Annotated in this window: 26 protein-coding genes and 1 pseudogene; 17 read left to right on the forward strand and 10 right to left on the reverse strand. The window is 51.6% G+C overall.

Annotated elements, in window-relative coordinates; translation table 11 throughout:
• The 4 genes and pseudogenes from BLP91_RS16880 to BLP91_RS15930 form a co-directional block, all read left to right on the forward strand.
• Window positions 1-203 (forward strand): annotated as a pseudogene (locus BLP91_RS16880) (hypothetical protein); the annotation flags it as partial.
• 35 nt (window positions 204-238) lie between these two features.
• On the forward strand, window positions 239-1648 hold the full coding sequence (locus tag BLP91_RS15920; RefSeq protein ID WP_091573102.1) for a class II fumarate hydratase: 1410 nt from the start codon (window positions 239-241) through the stop codon (window positions 1646-1648).
• 27 nt (window positions 1649-1675) lie between these two features.
• Window positions 1676-2419, forward strand: a complete 744-nt coding sequence (locus BLP91_RS15925) for a sporulation protein (RefSeq protein ID WP_091573103.1) — start codon at window positions 1676-1678, stop codon at window positions 2417-2419.
• Between the two features lie 16 nt (window positions 2420-2435).
• The gene (locus tag BLP91_RS15930; RefSeq protein WP_091573104.1) at window positions 2436-3197 is read left to right on the forward strand and encodes a sporulation protein; all 762 of its coding nucleotides are present in this window, start codon (window positions 2436-2438) and stop codon (window positions 3195-3197) included.
• A gap of 42 nt (window positions 3198-3239) precedes the next feature.
• Here the strand turns inward: BLP91_RS15930 and gerPC are convergent, their stop codons facing one another.
• A complete protein-coding gene (gene gerPC, locus BLP91_RS15935; RefSeq protein WP_176758052.1) occupies window positions 3240-3605 on the reverse strand; it encodes a spore germination protein GerPC in 366 nt (121 codons plus the stop codon).
• Between the two features lie 141 nt (window positions 3606-3746).
• On the opposite strand from gerPC, the gene BLP91_RS15940 reads away from it, so the two are divergent.
• The 12 genes from BLP91_RS15940 (at window position 3747) to perR (ending at window position 11266) form a co-directional block, all read left to right on the forward strand.
• Window positions 3747-4169 (forward strand): Hsp20/alpha crystallin family protein, encoded by a 423-nt coding sequence (locus tag BLP91_RS15940; protein ID WP_176758053.1) that lies wholly within the window; start codon window positions 3747-3749, stop codon window positions 4167-4169.
• 62 nt (window positions 4170-4231) lie between these two features.
• The gene (locus BLP91_RS15945) at window positions 4232-4441 is read left to right on the forward strand and encodes a spore germination protein (RefSeq protein ID WP_091573107.1); all 210 of its coding nucleotides are present in this window, start codon (window positions 4232-4234) and stop codon (window positions 4439-4441) included.
• Window positions 4442-4490: 49 nt separating this feature from the next.
• Entirely contained in the window at window positions 4491-4688 is a 198-nt protein-coding gene (locus BLP91_RS15950; RefSeq protein WP_091573124.1) for a spore germination protein, read from the forward strand.
• A 16-nt stretch (window positions 4689-4704) separates the two neighbouring features.
• Window positions 4705-4926: a hypothetical protein gene (locus BLP91_RS16885; RefSeq protein WP_091573108.1), complete on the forward strand. Its 222-nt coding sequence runs from the start codon at window positions 4705-4707 to the stop codon at window positions 4924-4926.
• A gap of 33 nt (window positions 4927-4959) precedes the next feature.
• On the forward strand, window positions 4960-5154 hold the full coding sequence (locus BLP91_RS16460; protein ID WP_143003588.1) for a hypothetical protein: 195 nt from the start codon (window positions 4960-4962) through the stop codon (window positions 5152-5154).
• A 241-nt stretch (window positions 5155-5395) separates the two neighbouring features.
• Window positions 5396-6085, forward strand: coding sequence for a response regulator transcription factor (locus tag BLP91_RS15965; protein ID WP_091573110.1), 690 nt, complete (start codon window positions 5396-5398; stop codon window positions 6083-6085).
• Window positions 6075-7418 carry a sensor histidine kinase gene (locus BLP91_RS15970; RefSeq protein ID WP_091573111.1) on the forward strand — a complete coding sequence of 448 codons (1344 nt, stop codon included), beginning with the start codon at window positions 6075-6077 and terminating at the stop codon, window positions 7416-7418. The genes BLP91_RS15965 and BLP91_RS15970 overlap by 11 nt, the downstream gene beginning before the upstream one ends.
• Window positions 7419-7708: 290 nt before the next feature.
• Window positions 7709-8182: a thioredoxin-dependent thiol peroxidase gene (gene bcp / locus BLP91_RS15975; RefSeq protein WP_091573112.1), complete on the forward strand. Its 474-nt coding sequence runs from the start codon at window positions 7709-7711 to the stop codon at window positions 8180-8182.
• Window positions 8183-8269: 87 nt separating this feature from the next.
• Entirely contained in the window at window positions 8270-9073 is an 804-nt protein-coding gene (locus BLP91_RS15980; protein ID WP_245662298.1) for a class I SAM-dependent methyltransferase, read from the forward strand.
• A 43-nt stretch (window positions 9074-9116) separates the two neighbouring features.
• On the forward strand, window positions 9117-10070 hold the full coding sequence (locus BLP91_RS15985) for a D-2-hydroxyacid dehydrogenase (protein ID WP_091573113.1): 954 nt from the start codon (window positions 9117-9119) through the stop codon (window positions 10068-10070).
• A 13-nt stretch (window positions 10071-10083) separates the two neighbouring features.
• On the forward strand, window positions 10084-10764 hold the full coding sequence (gene nth / locus BLP91_RS15990; RefSeq protein ID WP_091573114.1) for an endonuclease III: 681 nt from the start codon (window positions 10084-10086) through the stop codon (window positions 10762-10764).
• A gap of 64 nt (window positions 10765-10828) precedes the next feature.
• Window positions 10829-11266, forward strand: coding sequence for a peroxide-responsive transcriptional repressor PerR (perR, locus tag BLP91_RS15995; protein WP_425412245.1), 438 nt, complete (start codon window positions 10829-10831; stop codon window positions 11264-11266).
• 64 nt (window positions 11267-11330) lie between these two features.
• Here the strand turns inward: perR and BLP91_RS16890 are convergent, their stop codons facing one another.
• From BLP91_RS16890 to BLP91_RS16030, 9 genes are all read right to left on the reverse strand, one after another.
• A complete protein-coding gene (locus tag BLP91_RS16890; RefSeq protein WP_176758054.1) occupies window positions 11331-11498 on the reverse strand; it encodes a hypothetical protein in 168 nt (55 codons plus the stop codon).
• 8 nt (window positions 11499-11506) lie between these two features.
• Window positions 11507-12028, reverse strand: coding sequence for a hypothetical protein (locus BLP91_RS16000; protein WP_091573116.1), 522 nt, complete (start codon window positions 12026-12028; stop codon window positions 11507-11509).
• Window positions 12029-12047: 19 nt separating this feature from the next.
• The gene (locus BLP91_RS16005; protein ID WP_091573117.1) at window positions 12048-12818 is read right to left on the reverse strand and encodes a hypothetical protein; all 771 of its coding nucleotides are present in this window, start codon (window positions 12816-12818) and stop codon (window positions 12048-12050) included.
• A 5-nt stretch (window positions 12819-12823) separates the two neighbouring features.
• Entirely contained in the window at window positions 12824-13360 is a 537-nt protein-coding gene (locus tag BLP91_RS16010; protein WP_091573118.1) for a hypothetical protein, read from the reverse strand.
• Window positions 13360-13737 carry a hypothetical protein gene (locus tag BLP91_RS16015; RefSeq protein ID WP_176758055.1) on the reverse strand — a complete coding sequence of 126 codons (378 nt, stop codon included), beginning with the start codon at window positions 13735-13737 and terminating at the stop codon, window positions 13360-13362. The genes BLP91_RS16010 and BLP91_RS16015 overlap by 1 nt, the downstream gene beginning before the upstream one ends.
• Window positions 13709-13870: a hypothetical protein gene (locus BLP91_RS16895; RefSeq protein ID WP_176758056.1), complete on the reverse strand. Its 162-nt coding sequence runs from the start codon at window positions 13868-13870 to the stop codon at window positions 13709-13711. The genes BLP91_RS16015 and BLP91_RS16895 overlap by 29 nt, the downstream gene beginning before the upstream one ends.
• An 18-nt stretch (window positions 13871-13888) precedes the next feature.
• Window positions 13889-14443: a hypothetical protein gene (locus BLP91_RS16020; RefSeq protein ID WP_091573120.1), complete on the reverse strand. Its 555-nt coding sequence runs from the start codon at window positions 14441-14443 to the stop codon at window positions 13889-13891.
• A gap of 244 nt (window positions 14444-14687) precedes the next feature.
• Window positions 14688-14813, reverse strand: coding sequence for a TetR family transcriptional regulator (locus BLP91_RS17590; protein WP_143003589.1), 126 nt, complete (start codon window positions 14811-14813; stop codon window positions 14688-14690).
• Between the two features lie 300 nt (window positions 14814-15113).
• Complete coding sequence (locus BLP91_RS16030) at window positions 15114-15437, reverse strand: DUF2614 family zinc ribbon-containing protein (protein WP_091573122.1); 324 nt, start codon at window positions 15435-15437, stop codon at window positions 15114-15116.
• A gap of 201 nt (window positions 15438-15638) precedes the next feature.
• On the opposite strand from BLP91_RS16030, the gene BLP91_RS16035 reads away from it, so the two are divergent.
• On the forward strand, window positions 15639-16520 hold the full coding sequence (locus BLP91_RS16035; protein WP_176758057.1) for a nucleotidyltransferase-like protein: 882 nt from the start codon (window positions 15639-15641) through the stop codon (window positions 16518-16520).
• Window positions 16521-16684 lie beyond the last annotated feature (164 nt).

The following is a 16684-nucleotide window of genomic DNA, read 5'->3' on the forward strand; positions in this document are numbered from 1 at the left end:
AACAGGAGCGTCAGGAACGTGAAGAGGCGGAGCGCCGCCGTCGGGAAGAAGAAGCGGCCCACCGGGAGCAAGAGCGCCAAGCTCCTAACGAGCAAGAGCGTCGAGCCCGTGCGGAAGAGGAGCGGCAGCAGCATGACCGGATTGCTGTCCAGATGGAAGAGTATGTTCGACAAGTGTTTCAAACCAGCCCCGGGGGAAAATAAATAAGGAGACAAATTTACTCCGGGGGTGAGATACGATGGCTAAAGAATATCGTGTCCAGAAGGACTCGTTGGGGGAAGTTCGGATCCCTAGCGACCGTTATTATGGAGCCCAGACGCAGCGGGCCGTGGAAAATTTTCCGATCAGCGGGTGGCGTCTGCCCCGTCCCTTTATCCGAGCACAAGGCTTGATCAAAGCGGCCGCCGCCCACGCCAACCATGCTTGTGGCGATTTGGATAAAAAACGGGCTGACGCGGTGATCCAGGCAGCGGAGGAAGTGATCGAAGGACGTTGGGACGAACATTTTGTGGTGGATGTTTACCAGGCGGGTGCTGGCACCTCGCAAAATATGAACGCCAACGAGGTGATCGCCAACCGGGCCACGGAACTGTTGGGCGGAAAAGTGGGAGACACGTCTCAGGTTCACCCCAATGATCATGTGAACCGGGGGCAATCGACCAACGATACGATTCATACAGCGATCAATATTTCAGCTGCGGAGGAATTGGTTCATCGGTTGCTTCCTGCGGGGGAAGCACTGATCGACAGTTTGCGCCAAAAGCAGGCGGCTTTTGGCGACATTGTCAAGTCGGGCCGTACCCATCTGCAGGATGCGGTGCCTCTAAAAGTGGGGCAGGAGCTGTCAGGGTATATCGGATCATTGGAGCATGCCTTGAGCGGGGTGAAGGAGAGCCTGGACCTTTTATACCAGCTTAGCCTCGGTGGAAATGCAGTGGGTACGGGGATCAATACCCCTGATGGCTATGCGGCGGAAGCGGTTGAAGAGATCGCTCGCCGAACCGGTCTTCCTTTCCGCCAGTCAGAGTACCGGTTTGCCTTTATGCAGAATACGGGAGCGGCCCTGAAGGCTAGCTCTGCGCTGAAAGTGTTCGCCATTCACCTGGACAAATTGGCCAGTGACCTGCGCCTGTTGAGCTCCGGTCCGCGCACCGGGTTGGCTGAATTCCGCCTGCCGGCAGTTCAACCCGGTTCGTCCATCATGCCGGGAAAGGTGAATCCGGTGATGGCGGAGATGATGAATATGATCACGGTTCAGGTGATCGGAAACGATGCCGCTATCAGTGCAGCAGGGCAACACGCCCAACTGGAGCTTAATGTGATGATGCCGGTGATTGCCCACAACCTGCTCCATTCGATCCACATTTTGACCCAAGGAATGGACGCGCTCCGGGAGCGTTGTATTGAAGGCCTCGAGGTGGATAAGGATCGCTGTCAGGAGTTGATGGAGCAGTCCCTGGCCTTAGCCACTGCGTTAAACCCATCTATCGGCTATGACAGGGCGGCGGAAGTGGCCAAGCAAGCGTATCGGGAAGGGAAAACCGTCCGGCAAGTGATTTTGGAGGAAGGGATTCTTTCACGGGAAGAAACCGATCAAGTGCTCGATCCGGACCATTTGATCCCAACAGAGGATGATCAGGCGAGGTGAACTTTGTAGGAGGTGAGAGCAGAGGGTATGTTTAACAAAGCCCTGGCCAGTCTTGGCGTGGGAAGCGCCAAGGTGGATACCCGGCTGGAGAAAACCCAGTACCAGCCGGGTGAACTTGTTCGCGGAGAAGTGATGATCCGCGGCGGTGGAGCAAAGCAGAAGATTAGTGACATCTACATGTACCTTGTGATGTATTACATGAGAAATGGTAAAAAGGTTTCTCATGTGATGGAGAAGTTTCAACTGAGCCGATCTTTCGAAATCGAGGAACAAGGGTATCAAATCATACCATTTCAATTTCGTTTGCCCTATCAGACACCGATGTCTTGCGGTCGATTCCCTATTTATCTGAAAACCGGTCTGGATATCAAAGTGGCCAAAGATCCGACCGATCTCGACCGCATCGAGGTTTTCCCCCATCCCACCGTGGAAAGGGTGCTAGGGGAGATTGAGCAGTCGGGTTTTCTCATGTACCGGGTCTTTAATGAATACATTCCACAGTCGAAAAGTTTGCCCTTTATTCAAGTGTTTCAGTTTCGCCCAGCGGAAAAATACCACGGGTACTTGGATGAGCTCAGTCTTTTCTTTGACGTGGATCCCCATGAAGTTCATATGGATGTGGAAATTAGCCGGGGAACCCGGACGTTGAACACCTCCTTCAGCTGGCAACTGAACGACCCGGATGGGACGCTGACTTATGACAGCAGTGGACAGCAGCAGGAGCGGGTGGCCAATCCCATCGAAACCATCCAATCGCTGTTAAAATCCTGAAGGAAGGGAGAATCCGATGTCGTTATTCAATAAAGCTCTGGCCAGTATCGGGATTGGAAATGCCAAGGTGGATACCCGACTGAAGCAGGCTCGATTTCGTCAGGGAGAGCTGATCGAAGGGGAAATCGTAGTTCAGGGAGGGCAGGTGGCTCAGCAGATTGACGAAATTTATCTGTATTTAGTGATTTTGTACCACTATAAGAACTCCCAGCAGGAATACATCATGGAGGAACAGCGATTGTCCGAGGTGTTTACAATCAGTCCGAGGGAAATTAAAGTGATTCCCTTCGAATTCCGCTTGCCTTATGACACACCGGTGACCACCGGGGGGTGCCCCGTCTTTTTAAAGACGGGGTTGGATATCCAAAAGGCGGTAGATCCTGATGATAAAGACGGGGTTGAAGTGCTTCCCCATCCAATGGTGGAAAAGGTGTTGCAGGTGGTGGAGAGGATCGGTTTTCAGCTCGTGGATATTCGGTTTGAGTTTGAAAAGTTTTATTCCCGGCACCCCTTTATTCAAGAGTTTCTGTTTAAACCGACAGGAGCTTTCCGTTCTTCATTGGATGGGCTGGAGCTGTTGTTTTATATCGGAGAAGATTTGGTGGAAGTCATTTTCCAGGTGGATCGAAAGGCGACCGATCTGATGACGTCCCTGGAGGAAGCTTTGGAGTTGGACCGGCAAAACTTCCGGATTTCCATTACAGCGGCAGACCTGGAAGATGGAGCTCAAGCCTTGGAGAAAAAATTATCCGAACTGATTCACCAACACGCTCATTGAGCGCTTTTCATCATTCAACCGCTTGCCACAGGCAAGCGGTTATTACGTTTCCTCTTTGACGTCGACTTCCTTGTTTTCTTCAGCGGAACTTTCCTTATGGACGGGAATGCTCTCATCCGGGTCTGCGTCGGCTGTGTCGGTGTCGCCCACCTGAAACTGGGTGTTTTCCCCGTCTTTCATTTTTTCAATCATCTGAGCGATGTTCTCGTCATCGGCTTGGATGTTCAAACCGATATCCAGCGTCCCGTTTAAGTTTTCTACGTGAAGTTCCTGGACTTTGTATTGAATCGAATCGACTTGAAGGGGTTGAATGGAGCCGATCTTTTGACGAAGTTCCTGGTTTTCCTGCTTGAGATCTTCGATCTCTTGCTCCAATTGATTCAATCGATCCCACAGGTAGGCGTACACGCCATTCACCTCTCGCACCTGGGTTTGTATTAGTATATGGGGGGAGGACTCGGTTTCATAACCGGGGAGTTCTCGTCACCCGGTGGGCGGATGTTTAATATACTGGTGAACAAAGAAGGGGTGAGCAGGGAGGAAGGAGCAATGAGCCGAAATCAAAATTTCGAGCAGTGGATCGGGCTGATGCGGGATTTCCTCGGGGACGATTTCTGGACAGAAGTGACCGGCAGCAATCAAACATACCAACCGAAAGCCGATGTTTTGCACAGCGATCATGAAGTGGTTGTTCTCATCGATATACCCGGAATACAAGATGTCGGCGTACTCGACATTCGAGTGGAGGGAGAGACGCTCTATGTGCGCGGGGAGGTTCCGCCTTCCTGGGAACACTGTGAACCGGTTTTAACGGAACGGTTTAAGGGGAAGTTTGAGCGGGTGATCCCTCTGGGCGAGGCGGTTCGCCGACGGCCCGGCGGTGCCCGTTACCGGAAAGGCGTGCTGGAGATTCGCCTGACAAGGTTGTCCGCAGATCGTTATCAAGCCCGTGTTGAGGCAGAAGAAGGTTGAAGGCGGGCACACTGCCCAGCATTTCGACATAGGATAGGGAGTACAAAGGAGGAGGGGTACCCATGGCGACGATGAATAATATTTTTGTCCTGAGAATAAACAGTGTAGCTGAAGGTTCTATCAGCTTCGGTAATGCCCTCAATGTGGCCACAGAACACACGGAAAAAGGGGTTGGGGGATCAACGGTGGTCGGTGATTTGGCCCGTAACGTCTCTCTGGAAGGTAACAAAAACTACGATCCAGACGTGGTGGATCAGCAGCAGGTGCTGTAGTCGGGAAGGCGGGTTGGATCACGCTCTGCGGAGGAGGGTGCTCCATGTGATGATGAACAAAGTTTATAGCATAAAGATCCAGAGCATCTCTGGCACAGCTTCCGTCAATTTCGGCAATACCATCAATATCGGCAATGACAGCAATTCCAAATCAGTGGGCGGATCCTCCTACATCGGTGACATGGGACGCAACATGGATTTCGAGCAAAATCGGGTTTACGATCCCGATCAGATCGATCAACCCTGATGTGGGTGTGGTAAATATGTTTCATGTTTGTATCCAGAGGATTAAAATCCAATCCATCACCGATGTCGGCTCCCTCAACATCGGTACGACCTTAAATATCCGTACGCAACAGCCGGGTCAACAGCCGGGTCAACAGCCGGGTCAACAGCCGGGTCAACAGCCGGGTCAACAGCCAGGTCAACAGCCAGGTCAACAGCCAGGTCAGGAACCGGAGCCGGGGCCGACACCGGGTAGTTAGTCATACGGTTTTTCGGAAAGGAGGAGTATCGGGTTGAATCCCTTTAGCTGGACCCATGGTTCCGATGCGGTCCCCTTGATTTCGGTGGTGAGTCCACCGGTGATCATTCGCCCGCCGGTGATCGTTCACCCCCCCATCTTCCACCCCCCGATCATCCATCCGCCGGTAATCATCCATCCACCTGTTATTGTCCAGCCGGAGACCTTCGTCGTTCCGCCTGTTTTTTAGATCACCACCCACCTCCGGTTCGACGTCCGCTTCGATCATGGCCGCTGTTCAGCCACCGGACAGACGCTTTCGGTCTGGCTGGCCTGGATCGGGAGGGGCTATCCAACTGTCTTTCGACAGGTCAATCCTCCTTATCCGGCTGTAAACGAAAAAGGGTGACGGTTACTCGATGCCAACCGTTGCCCTTTTTCGTTGTTGTATAATGGAGACATGATCAAACCAGGGACAGGGCGGGATCCGATTGAAACGAAAGGTATTGATTGTCGAAGATGAAAAGAATCTGGCCCGTTTCTTGGAATTGGAGCTGAGGCATGAAGGCTGGGATGTATCTATTGCTCCTAACGGTCGCGAGGGGATTCGGCTGCTGGAAACGGGAAACTGGAGCATCTTGGTTTTAGATGTGATGTTGCCGGATTTGAGCGGTCTCGAGGTTTGCCGGAGAATTCGGAGTCAGAGCGACGTTCCGATTATTATGTTGACCGCACGGGATGCTGTGCCGGATCGGGTAAGCGGTCTCGATGCCGGTGCCGATGATTACATGACGAAACCCTTCGCCATTGAAGAGCTGCTGGCGCGGATGAGAGCTCTATTACGCCGAAACCGCGGGGTTGACCCGGAAGCCGTGTTGGTTAACGGTCCGTGCTGCATTTATCCGGAGGAGCGAAGGGTGACGGTCCGAGGCGACGAGGTGAAATTTACCACTCGGGAGTTTGATCTGTTTCTCTATTTGATGGAGAATCGAGATCGGGTGAAATCACGGGAACAGATCATCGCTCAGGTGTGGAGATTTGAATACAGCGGGGACACCAATGTGGTGGATGTGTATATCCGATATATTCGAAACAAATTGGCCGCAGCTGGAGTGACCGGGATGATTGAGACGGTTCGAGGCGTTGGTTATGTGATCAGGGAGGTACCTGATGCCGATTAAGTGGCGGCTGGTCCTCCTTTCCACCACATTGTTGATTCTAGTCTTATGTTTCTTTCACGTGTTTGTGTACCAGTTGTTTGAAAGATGGAGTATACACACCGAGCAGGATGTCTTATCGCAAAAGTTGAACACACTGTCGGAAATCTATGTGAACCGGGATGTGGATCCTCACCTCAAAACTTGGCTGCAACCCTTTGTCGATGAAGGACAAGCCATTCGGATTATTGTGGAAGACGAGGTGGAATTGGAGATCAACCATGGGATTCCTGAGAATTTGTTTTTAACCGAAACGGATTCAGGGGAGCCAGTGAACCAGGTGAAACAAGAGGGAGAACATCGGATCTCTGTTTTGACCCGTTCCCTCTCTGGTCCAGGGGAAAGAAGGGTAGAGCTTTACACCGATTTCACCTCTCTGAACCGTTATCTGGATACGATGTTGCAAGCGTTAATGATCGGTTCGTCGGTGTTGTTGTTGGTCGTGGCTGCCGGTGGATACTGGATGTCCCGGATCGCACTCCGCCCAGTGCAGCAGATCTCCAAAACCGTTCGGAAGATGGACCCGTCACGGATGGAAAACCGCTTGGACGTCAAGAAGACCGGGGATGAGATCGAGGTGATGTCACATACTTTCAATCATCTATTGGATCGCATCTATGCCATGATCAAAAAGCAGAAGCAATTTGTGGCGGATGCCTCCCATGAGTTGCGGACTCCGGTATCGGTCATCCGGGGTTATGTTAACCTCTTGAAACGATGGGGGAAAGATGATCCGTCGGTGCTGGAGGAATCGTTGGCTGCTATCGAACAGGAGACGGCTCGGCTGGAGCGGTCCGCCGCCGATCTGTTGAAACTGGCCCGGCTGGAAAATGAACCGGAAGGTAATCTTTCTCCACTGGATCTGGTGGAGGAAGTCTCCTGTCGAGTGGATCGTTGGCGTCAGGTGACAAACCGTTCCTTCCGATGGGATCCCCCCACTACCTCCATAAAAGCGCGAATTTCCTCTGACCATTGGGGAGAGTTGGTGGACATCCTGTTGGACAATGGGGTTCGTTATTCGGAAGAGGGGACGGAGGTTCGCATGGCTCTGAGGCAGCAGAAAGATGAAGCATGGTTCGAGGTAGAAAACGACGGCAAGGGAATTGACGAGGATGATCTCCCTCACGTGTTTGAACGTTTTTACCGGGGGAAGACGGAGGAAGGCCAGCCAACGGGGACCGGTCTCGGTTTGGCGATTGCTAAGGAAATCACGGAGAAGTACGGTGGATCGATCCATGCGAACTCGGAGCCGGGGCAATGGACCCGGATTCGGGTGAAGCTACCCCTTTCTCATTGAACGTTCATCCTGGCTTTATGTGGGTCTCACCTTCGGTTGGTATGATCGAAGGACCGAAGGGGGAAGCCAATATGAAGTTGATTGGCGAGATCTTAGCGATTTTATTGGTGGTTCCCATCTGGGGTCTCAAGGTGGTTGTATCCCTTCAGGGGTTGATTCGTTTTTTTAAAGATTCCATGTAAATCCGGCTTTTCTGTCCGGGGCGGATCCCCGGTTTTTTTGTGCTTTTTTCCTCCTTGTCCGGGGAAATGGTAAAATGGAAGGGAATGAACACTTGGAGGTGGCCACAAATGATTCAAGCAGGGGACCAAGCTCCCGATTTTACGCTGCCAGCATCCAACGGGGAAACCATTTCCCTGTCGGACTACCGCGGTGAAAAAAATGTGGTGCTCTACTTTTATCCCAAGGATAACACCCCCGGCTGCACCGCAGAATCCTGCGACTTTCGTAACCATCATCAGGATTTTGCCGATCTGGACACGGTGATCTTAGGGGTTAGCTTAGATGATCTGGCATCCCACGAAAAGTTTATCCAAAAATACAACCTTCCCTTTCTTCTGCTAAGTGACACCGAGGCGAAGGTTTCTAACCAATACGGGGTTTACAAAGAGAAAAACGTCTTCGGTAAGAAGAAATGGGGAATCGAACGATCCACCTTTATTATCAACAAAGAAGGCCGGATCGCTAACGCCTGGAGGAAGGTGAAGGTGGACGGCCATGTGAAGGAAGCCCTGGAATGGATCCGGGAGCATCTGGAACAGTAAATGATCCCGCTGATGGCGGAAGCAGGGGTTGAAGGGGATCGTGCTTCAACCCCCTTTTTAATTGGGTGGAAAGAGGGGATTCCTATGATGGACGATCATATGTATCGTTGGCCGCAATACTACGACTGGACCTCGGACGGTCTGGATGGAGATGTGACCTATTACGCCCATCTGGCCATGGAATCCGGAGGGCCGGTGTTGGAATTGGGGTGTGGAACGGGACGTTGCAGCCTGGGAATGGCCCGGCACGGCATCGAAGTGGTGGGAGTGGATCGGCAACCGGAAATGATCCAGACGGCACAGAAAAAGGCGGAAGCGATGGGGCTTGATCGTCAGTGTCAGTGGGTGTGTGGGGATATGACCCAACTTCAGTTGGGTCGGCGATTTCCCCTGGTGGTGATCCCCTACCGCTCCTTTCTACATCTCCTCCGTGTCAAAGACCAGCTGGATACGCTCCGAACCATCCGGGATCATCTGACGGAGGACGGGTTGTTGGCTTTCAACCTGTTCGTCCCCGATCTGGCCCAGATGGTAGAGGAGGATGAACGCCTGGTTAACCGGGGACAGTTTCCGATTCCCGGGACAAGAGAGGTGGTGGAAGTGCACGATTATATGGAGTACGATCACTTCTACCAACAGGCGTCGGTTATTCGCTACTATGAACGGTTTTCAGCGGAGGGAGTTTCCCTGGAACGATTGCGCACATCTTTTGCGATGCGCTATATCTTTCCCACGGAACTGTTTCACCTTTTGGATCGGGCCGGCTTCCATGTCGTCAAGCGCTACGGAGGGTTTCGTGGCGAACCCTTTGGACCTGGAAGTGAAGAACTGGTGGTAGAAGCGAAACCGGCGCATGAAGGGAGGGCAGGAGAACCAGCACCCGACGGTTGATGTTGCTGTTCTCTCTACGAGAATGCTATAAGGAGGGGATCGAGTGGCACATATCGCTTCATCGGCTAAGATCAGTCAACGACATCGCCAACGGCTGCAGGAGAAGTTTCCGGAAGTCCGTTTTTCCTTTTATGAAGGGATCCATGAGGTGCTGGAACAGGCGGCAGACGCCGATGGGTTGATCACCTATGGAGAGGATTTAACCGGTGAGAGACTCCGTCGGCTTCCCCGATTGCGTTGGATCCATGTGATCAGCGCAGGCGTGGAGCAACTTCCTTTTTCCGAATTGGAACAAGCCGGGATCCTTGTGACCAACTCCCGCGGCATCCATGAGGTACCTATGGGTGAGTATACGGTGGCGGTGATGCTGGACTGGGTTCGTAAGCTGTCCGTCTTCCGAGACCGGCAGCGGGAGCGGAGATGGGATCCATCGATCCGGGTCGGTGAATTGGCAGGGAAAACCGCGGCGATCCTGGGAGCGGGGGCGATCGGCCAGGGTATCGCCAAACGGTTGCAAGCCTTTGATATGAAGGTATGGGGGGTAAATACAACCGGGAAGCCCCTGCCCCAATTTGATCAGGTAGGCACCTTGGCAGACCTGAAACCCATTTTGGAAGAGGCGGATTTTGTGGTGGTCACCCTGCCCCACACCCCGCAGACCGAGGGATTACTGGGCGAAGAGGCCTTCGGCTGGATGAAGCCGACATCCTTTTTGATTAATATCGCTCGCGGTCCCGTGGTGGTGGAAAGGGCTCTTTTGCGGGCATTGAATCAGCGCCAGATCGGAGGGGCGGTGTTGGACGTCTTTGACCAGGAGCCGCTGCAGGAGGATCACCCGTTTTGGGAGATGGATAACCTTTTGATCACGCCCCACATCTCCGGTCGCTCTCCGCTGTACATGACCCGGGCGTTGGAAATCTTCGAACGGAACCTGCCTGTCTACTTGTCCGGGAATGGGGCATATATCAACCGCTTGGATCTCAGCAGAGGATATTGAAGGGGGGAAACCGATGAAGGAAAAACCGAAACGCGTGCCGACGAAAAAGATATTGGCGACCTTGGCCCAGATGTATCCCGATGCTCACTGTGAGCTGGATTTTCGCAATCCCTTTGAACTGTTGATCGCCACAATCTTGTCAGCACAGTCGACCGATCACCAGGTGAATCGGGTAACATCAAAGCTGTTTGCCAAGTATCCAACCCCGGAGGCGATTCTTCAGCTGACGGAGGATGAACTGGCCCAGGAAATTCGTGGATTGGGCTTATATCGGAATAAAAGCCGAAACATCATGGCAACCTGTCAAATACTCGTGGAAAAATTCGATGGAGAGGTACCACGCCGCCGAAAGGAATTGGAAGCCCTGCCCGGGGTGGGGAGAAAGACGGCCAACGTGGTTTTGTCCAATGCCTTTGATGTGCCGGCTCTGGCAGTGGATACCCATGTGCAACGGGTGTCCAATCGGTTGGCGCTGGCGGACAGCCGGACACCTCTGGAGACGGAGCGGCAATTGACCAAGCGGGTTCCTCGGAAAGAGTGGACCGACACGCATCACCGCTTAATTTGGCATGGACGGAGAGTCTGCGTAGCCCGCAATCCCAAGTGTCACATATGTGATCTCGCTCCTTATTGCTGGTACGGGAAAAACCAGGGACAAGCAGGCCCGTTGACAAAAACCCCGTCCAAGAAGTAGACTGTTTATAGATATTATCAAGAGAGAATCATTTCTTTATGGCGGAACCAATGGGGTGATGGCAATGGAAAACAACCGCCTCAATCAAGCAATCGAAACTTTAAAAAAGACAGGTGTGCGTATGACACCGCAACGGTATGCCATACTGGAGTTTCTGCTGACCTCCATGGGACACCCCACCGCCGATGAAATCTACCGGGCATTGGAAGAAAAATTCCCCAACATGAGTGTAGCGACGATTTATAATAACCTCCGTGTCTTCAAGGAGGCAGGCCTGGTTCGCGAGCTTACCTACGGCGATTCTTCTAGCCGGTTTGATGCCAACATGGATTCCCATTATCACATTATCTGTCGTGAATGTGGAAAAATCGTGGACTTTGAATATCCTTCCCTGATCAATGTGGAAGAAGAAGCCGCACGCAAAACCGGCTTTCGGGTGGAAACTCACCGGATGGAGATCTACGGAATCTGTAACACCTGTCAAAAGGAAAAAGCCGTGTAACAAATACGGCAACAGTGAAAAACATCCAAAAAACCTGCCCGATCAGGGGCAGGTTTTTTTGGGTTCAGGTGATGGCAGTGATCCAAACCGAAAGGATATAAAAGAGAGTGATTCCGGCCAGCCAGGCCAGCCAGCGTGTGACCGGCCGGTTTCGGATGATGGCGGCGATGGTCAGTCCAGAGAAGACCAGGATGCCAAGAATGGTGAGGAGATAGAGTACGCTGAAAAACATGGCTCCTCCTAGTGGTTTAAAAGGTTTAAGTAGGCGAATTTATTGTTGATCTCGGTCAGCTCCCGGATGGAGACCCCGGTCAGATCATACAGGCGTTCGATGGTGCCGTATTCCGTGCCGGTCTGTTTGGCGACGGTTTGCGCTGGACCCTGTAGCGCCGCATTTTTCTGTTTGACCACCTTCATCTGTTGGATCACGTTGGCTGTGTTTTGGTTTAAACTGTCGAGACCTTGAACAATGTTCGCTTCACTGTCGATCACCTGGGCTAGGTTTTTGTTCATGCCGACCAGCGTTTCGTTGGTCTTGGTCAATTTTCCGTTCATCTCTTCCAGGGTGAGCGCTGTGGCCCGGAGTGGTTCCAAGCGTTGGTTGGTCTCCATAGTTAAGGTCTTGGCTTGATTGATATTGTTATGAACGTCTGCCATCACCTGATTGTTTTCCTTTTGTGTATCGATCTGCTTTGCAGTACCGACGCCGACCAGACCTAGAAGGACGAGGTTGATCAGGATAAACAGGGTACGGGTCCACACATTAACAACCTCCTTTCATTCAGGGAAGAAGGTCCGAGAGCAGTCCATCGCTTTCTCCGTCCTCTTCATCCTGCTTCTCCTTTTCTTGCGTTTGACCCGTCAAACTGCCTGCCGGATCCTTCATCACCTCCCCCAAGGGTCGTTGAGTAGGGTTTTTATCACCGTCCGACAAATTCAGCAAATCGAGGAGCGTGTCCCTCAATTTGGGGATCAGGGCGACGTAACGGAAATTTTCCACAGAGCGATCCAGTTCGTCAAGCAACACGTCGACCCGTTCGTCCATATTGCCGGTGGAGCTCCCCACCATCGCGGTGTACTGCGCGGTTTTCCCGAGGCTGGCTACTGTATCCGACATTTGAGCTGTCACTTCATTCCCTGTTTTTGCCGCGGTTTCCGTCAGCTTTGCAGTTTTTTGCTGCCGGGCCAGGATATCCTTCATCCGCTCCCGGGCTTCTACGTTTCCGGAGCGTTGCCGGTCCAGCTCCTCTTTGATCGAATCATTGGTTTTAATCTGTTTGGCCAGGAGTGCTTCTTGCCGGTCCAGTCCCTGCATGGCCGATTGCGCTTGGGCTACCTGATTTTCCAGCTGACGGGTATCTTCCACCATTTCACCTGTGCGGTGCACCAGATCAGAGGTCAGCCCAAAAATATTATTTTCAGCCAGCGCGGGCATCACGGTCTGGTCACTCCAGCGGGCGAGAGCGGGGGAGGCCGCAAGCAGGGCGATGACGGCGACCCCGGCCAGCACTTTTTTCTTGTGGAGCACGATCAGGTTCCAAACCTGATTCAAGGGACTCACCCCCTTGGTTTCTCTGGGATGATGCGGGTCTTTTGATTGATTTCCTTCAGGTTGACATTGACCTTGGTTTGGATTTGCTCCATGGTGTTCAAGGTGTTGACGATATCTGCATTGGAGTTCTGGATCGATTTCAGTACCTGTGTGCTGTCAGCGACAGTGGCCTGGATCGCCTTCAGATCTTTTTCAGTCACAGCGGTATTGCTGCTGATGGCGTTCACCCTGTTGGCGATGCTGGCCACGACTCTATCCAGATCCTTCAGCTCTTGATCCAGGCCGGCGGTGTTTTGTTCGATGGCGGTCACTTTTTTATTCAGCTTGTCCGTCTCTTGTTTCAATTTCTGCACTGCTTCCAGTTGAGCGTTCATTTTGTCTGACTTTTCAGCCGATTGGGCCAACTGGGCCTCCAATTGCTTGGATTTCTTTACGATATCCTGTTGAATCCAAAGCTGTAACCAAGTGTTGCCCGCGGCTGCGCCTAAAAGAAGTGTGATCAGGACAGGGAGGACCTTGATCTTGGCGAGCATAGCTTTCATCAGGGCGTCACTCCCGGTGTCTTATTGTTCAGACTTTTGGTTGATTCCAAAATACCTTGTAGATGTTGTTCATCCTTGGCTGCTGTCTTGCTCAGATCTTTCAGCATGCTGTCCAGTTGGTTCATGTACGGAGCCAGTTCCTCCAGGGATTGATGAACGGCCTTGATGTTGTCGCCCGTGGTGGTGGAGTAGCTTAACATTTTATTGTTGAGTTGCAGGGTGCTTTGGTTGTAATCCACCACCTGGCTGAGCAGAGTTAAGGTTTGATCTGTTTTAGCGACGGTCCCGTCGAGACTGCTGTTCACCTTATCCACCGTAGCCAACATGCCTTTTAGTTCCTCGTTTTTCTCAATGACGGAAGCCTGGACTTGATTCAATTTTTTTCGTCGATTCCAAATTGTCTTCCAGGCCGGCATGCAATTTCTTCATGTTTTGGGTCATGGTGACCCCATTGATCAGAAATCCGGCCAAAACAAGGATCCCCAGGATGGAAAGCACTTTTTGGACCATGACGGCTCCCCTCCTTTTTTACGGCAAGGAGCGTTCCGCTTGCCGGCTTTTTGTTGCCGCGGACTCCAGTTTTTGTTCCAGCTTTTTATTTTCATCCAGGACAGATTTCATCTTTTCCTTGGTATCCAGGGTGATTGCCTGCAGCTGTCCCACCTTATCAATCTGACTGTCGGTGCTGCTGTTGATCACATTCATCTTGCCTTTCAAAAAAATGCTCAAATGGTTGAGCTGTGAGCTCAGCCCCACCTGTTGCCCCGTCACCCGTTCAATATCAGTCAGGGTGTTGTTTTGTCCACCGAGTCCAGAGTGAACGGAGCGGAGTTTGCTATGGATGTCCTGGGTGACCAATGACTTTTGATCAATCTGTCGGATATTTCCAAGAATAGATTGATTGCTGTCTCCGAGGCGGCTGTTGTTATCACCGATTTTCTCCAGCATGCTGTTCAGGTCTGCTTGATGATGAATCTTTTCTAGTTCTTGAGCAAGGGATTGATTACCCGCAGCAGCCCAAACGGCGAGACCGAGGAGGATAGCGATGCCTACCGCCAGAAAAATGCGGACAGGATGAGTCATAAAATTCTCCCTCCTTTAGCAGTGGTTTCCTCAAGTGATGGAGGAATGGTTCATTCTTTCACTGCAGGGAACGGCTCATCATTGCCTCCAACGTTTCCGCCAGGTGACGGGAGTCGGGGGGAGTCTCCTGGATCAGGGAATGGATGATCACCTCCTAAACGGTACTTGCCATGGCGTAGGACAAGACCCATGGGTCGCAGTTGGATGTTTCGATGTGGGGAGATGGGAAGCGAGGTATTCCTCCTCATTCTTGATCAGCACTTCCACTACGGATCAGAACGGCCTCTTTATTTCGGAAGTATTTGTAGAAGGTACTTTTGGATGATCGTGCGTTGGTGACGATGTTATCCACAGTAGTATGAAGATACATTTCCGTAAGCGCTTCCAAGAATGCTGCGATTAGTCGAACTTCCTGGCAGGGAACTTCCCGATCTCCGAGGAGATGATGTTTAAGGGATGAAGGTAGATCTCTTGTTTCGACTGTGTTGCCATCTTCATTTACAACCTCCACTGAGTACGTCAACGTACAGTTATAATATCAGACTGATACCTAAACACAATAGAACTTTCTGGATATCTTTCTAAAGATTTATGCAATCCCATCCGTAAATATATGTCCAACAAAAAACCCCCGCAAGGGGGCTGGATATGGAGATGAAAAAGCAATAAATCATTGCTCCTTTTTTGCAGCTTGTCCTGTGGCGTAGTCGGGGTCCAGAGTCAGATTAGCTTTACAAAACATGCATTGATCCATCCGGCCTAATATTTTCGTGATACGGCCGCATTGAGGACATTCTACCTGTACCGCTTGGGTGGATAGAACCCCCACCCAGAAATAGATGGCTACACTGGATCCTACACCGAGCAAGCCGAGAATAAAGAAAAACATCATGGCCTGAGGCCAAAGAAAACCGAGGTACATAATGCCCATCCCGGCAAAAATCAGCACCAGGGCGACGGTGCGGAATTTGTTCAGTTTACTTGCAAACAACAATTGGGTTTCCCCCCTTGGACCGTTGCCTGTCCCAGGTCAGTTGGACGCCTGGAAGGCGTTCATTATTCCTCAGTATAACACGGACATTGGTGGAGAAAAACGGAACATGTCCCGCGGCGGGAGCGAAAACAGAGGAAAGGAAGGAGTTTTCACGGAACCGTCGAAAACCTTGAATACTACCCGTGGATGGGGGAGAAGGCCATGTTCCAGAGGGTCTGCCCGAAGTTGAGACAAAAGTTGATCCAGGACTGCCATACCGCGGGTGCGATGGTGTTTTCGGCGGGTAATCAATCCCAAATGGTCCCGGCGCCGGCGGATCTTATGGTCCTTGTCTTTACCGAAGCAGAGGAAAGCAGCCAACGGAGTATCACATACACAATGGAAGATTTCAGGGTGCAGGAGATCTGGACCACCATGATGGATCTGACTGTGGAATTAGTGAATGGGGAGCGGGAAGAAATTATCGACGGTCTCCTGAAGGGAGACGTGCTGTATGATCCCGGCGGAATGGTGCAAAGGATGCGCACTCAACTGAAAGGATTTCCCTCTGAACTGAAAAGGAAGAAGATGTGTGTAGAAAGCTCCCGTTTGCTGCATCATCATTTGCAGGTGAAACAATATATTAAGGAAGATAAACAGCTCGACGCTTTTTTCTATATGTTGCAAAGCCTGCGGTCTTGGGGGCGTTTGGCTGTTATCGAAGCCGGGCAGTATCCGGGCTCTCATTTATGGGATCAGGTGGAAGAGATCCATCCAGGTATCTTTAAGTTGTATCGGGAGCTGGTACACGGGGATGAGCCGGTGAAACAACGGATGCGTCTCGTGTTACTGGCGGAGGAATATGACATTATGAGCCGGCTCAAGGTGTACTGCGCATTTTTGTTGAAGGTGCTGGCTTCAAAAGAAAGCAGCTGGGATTTAGACGAGATTCACGACCGTCTTCATTTGGAACAGATCCATCGGGATATGACGCTGGTGCTTGAAGAACTGGTCCGGCAACAAATAGTGGACGAAGTAAGAACAGAGGATACGGAGTGGGTTGAATCCCGCTACCGATTACGGGAACAACCTGAACTCAAATAAAAACAAAAAAAGGTTGACCCCGAGAGTAGTTCGTGTTAGATTATTAAATGTCGCCGTTGAGGCGGGGCTTCGCGCCCCGCACCGGCAAAAGAAATAAAAAACCCTGTTGACAGGATCGATTTGGTTTGATAATATAGATCTTGTCGCCGCGAGAGAGCGGCCGC

Source organism: Melghirimyces thermohalophilus, assembly GCF_900102685.1.
Classification (GTDB): Bacteria; Bacillota; Bacilli; order Thermoactinomycetales; family DSM-45169; genus Melghirimyces; species Melghirimyces thermohalophilus.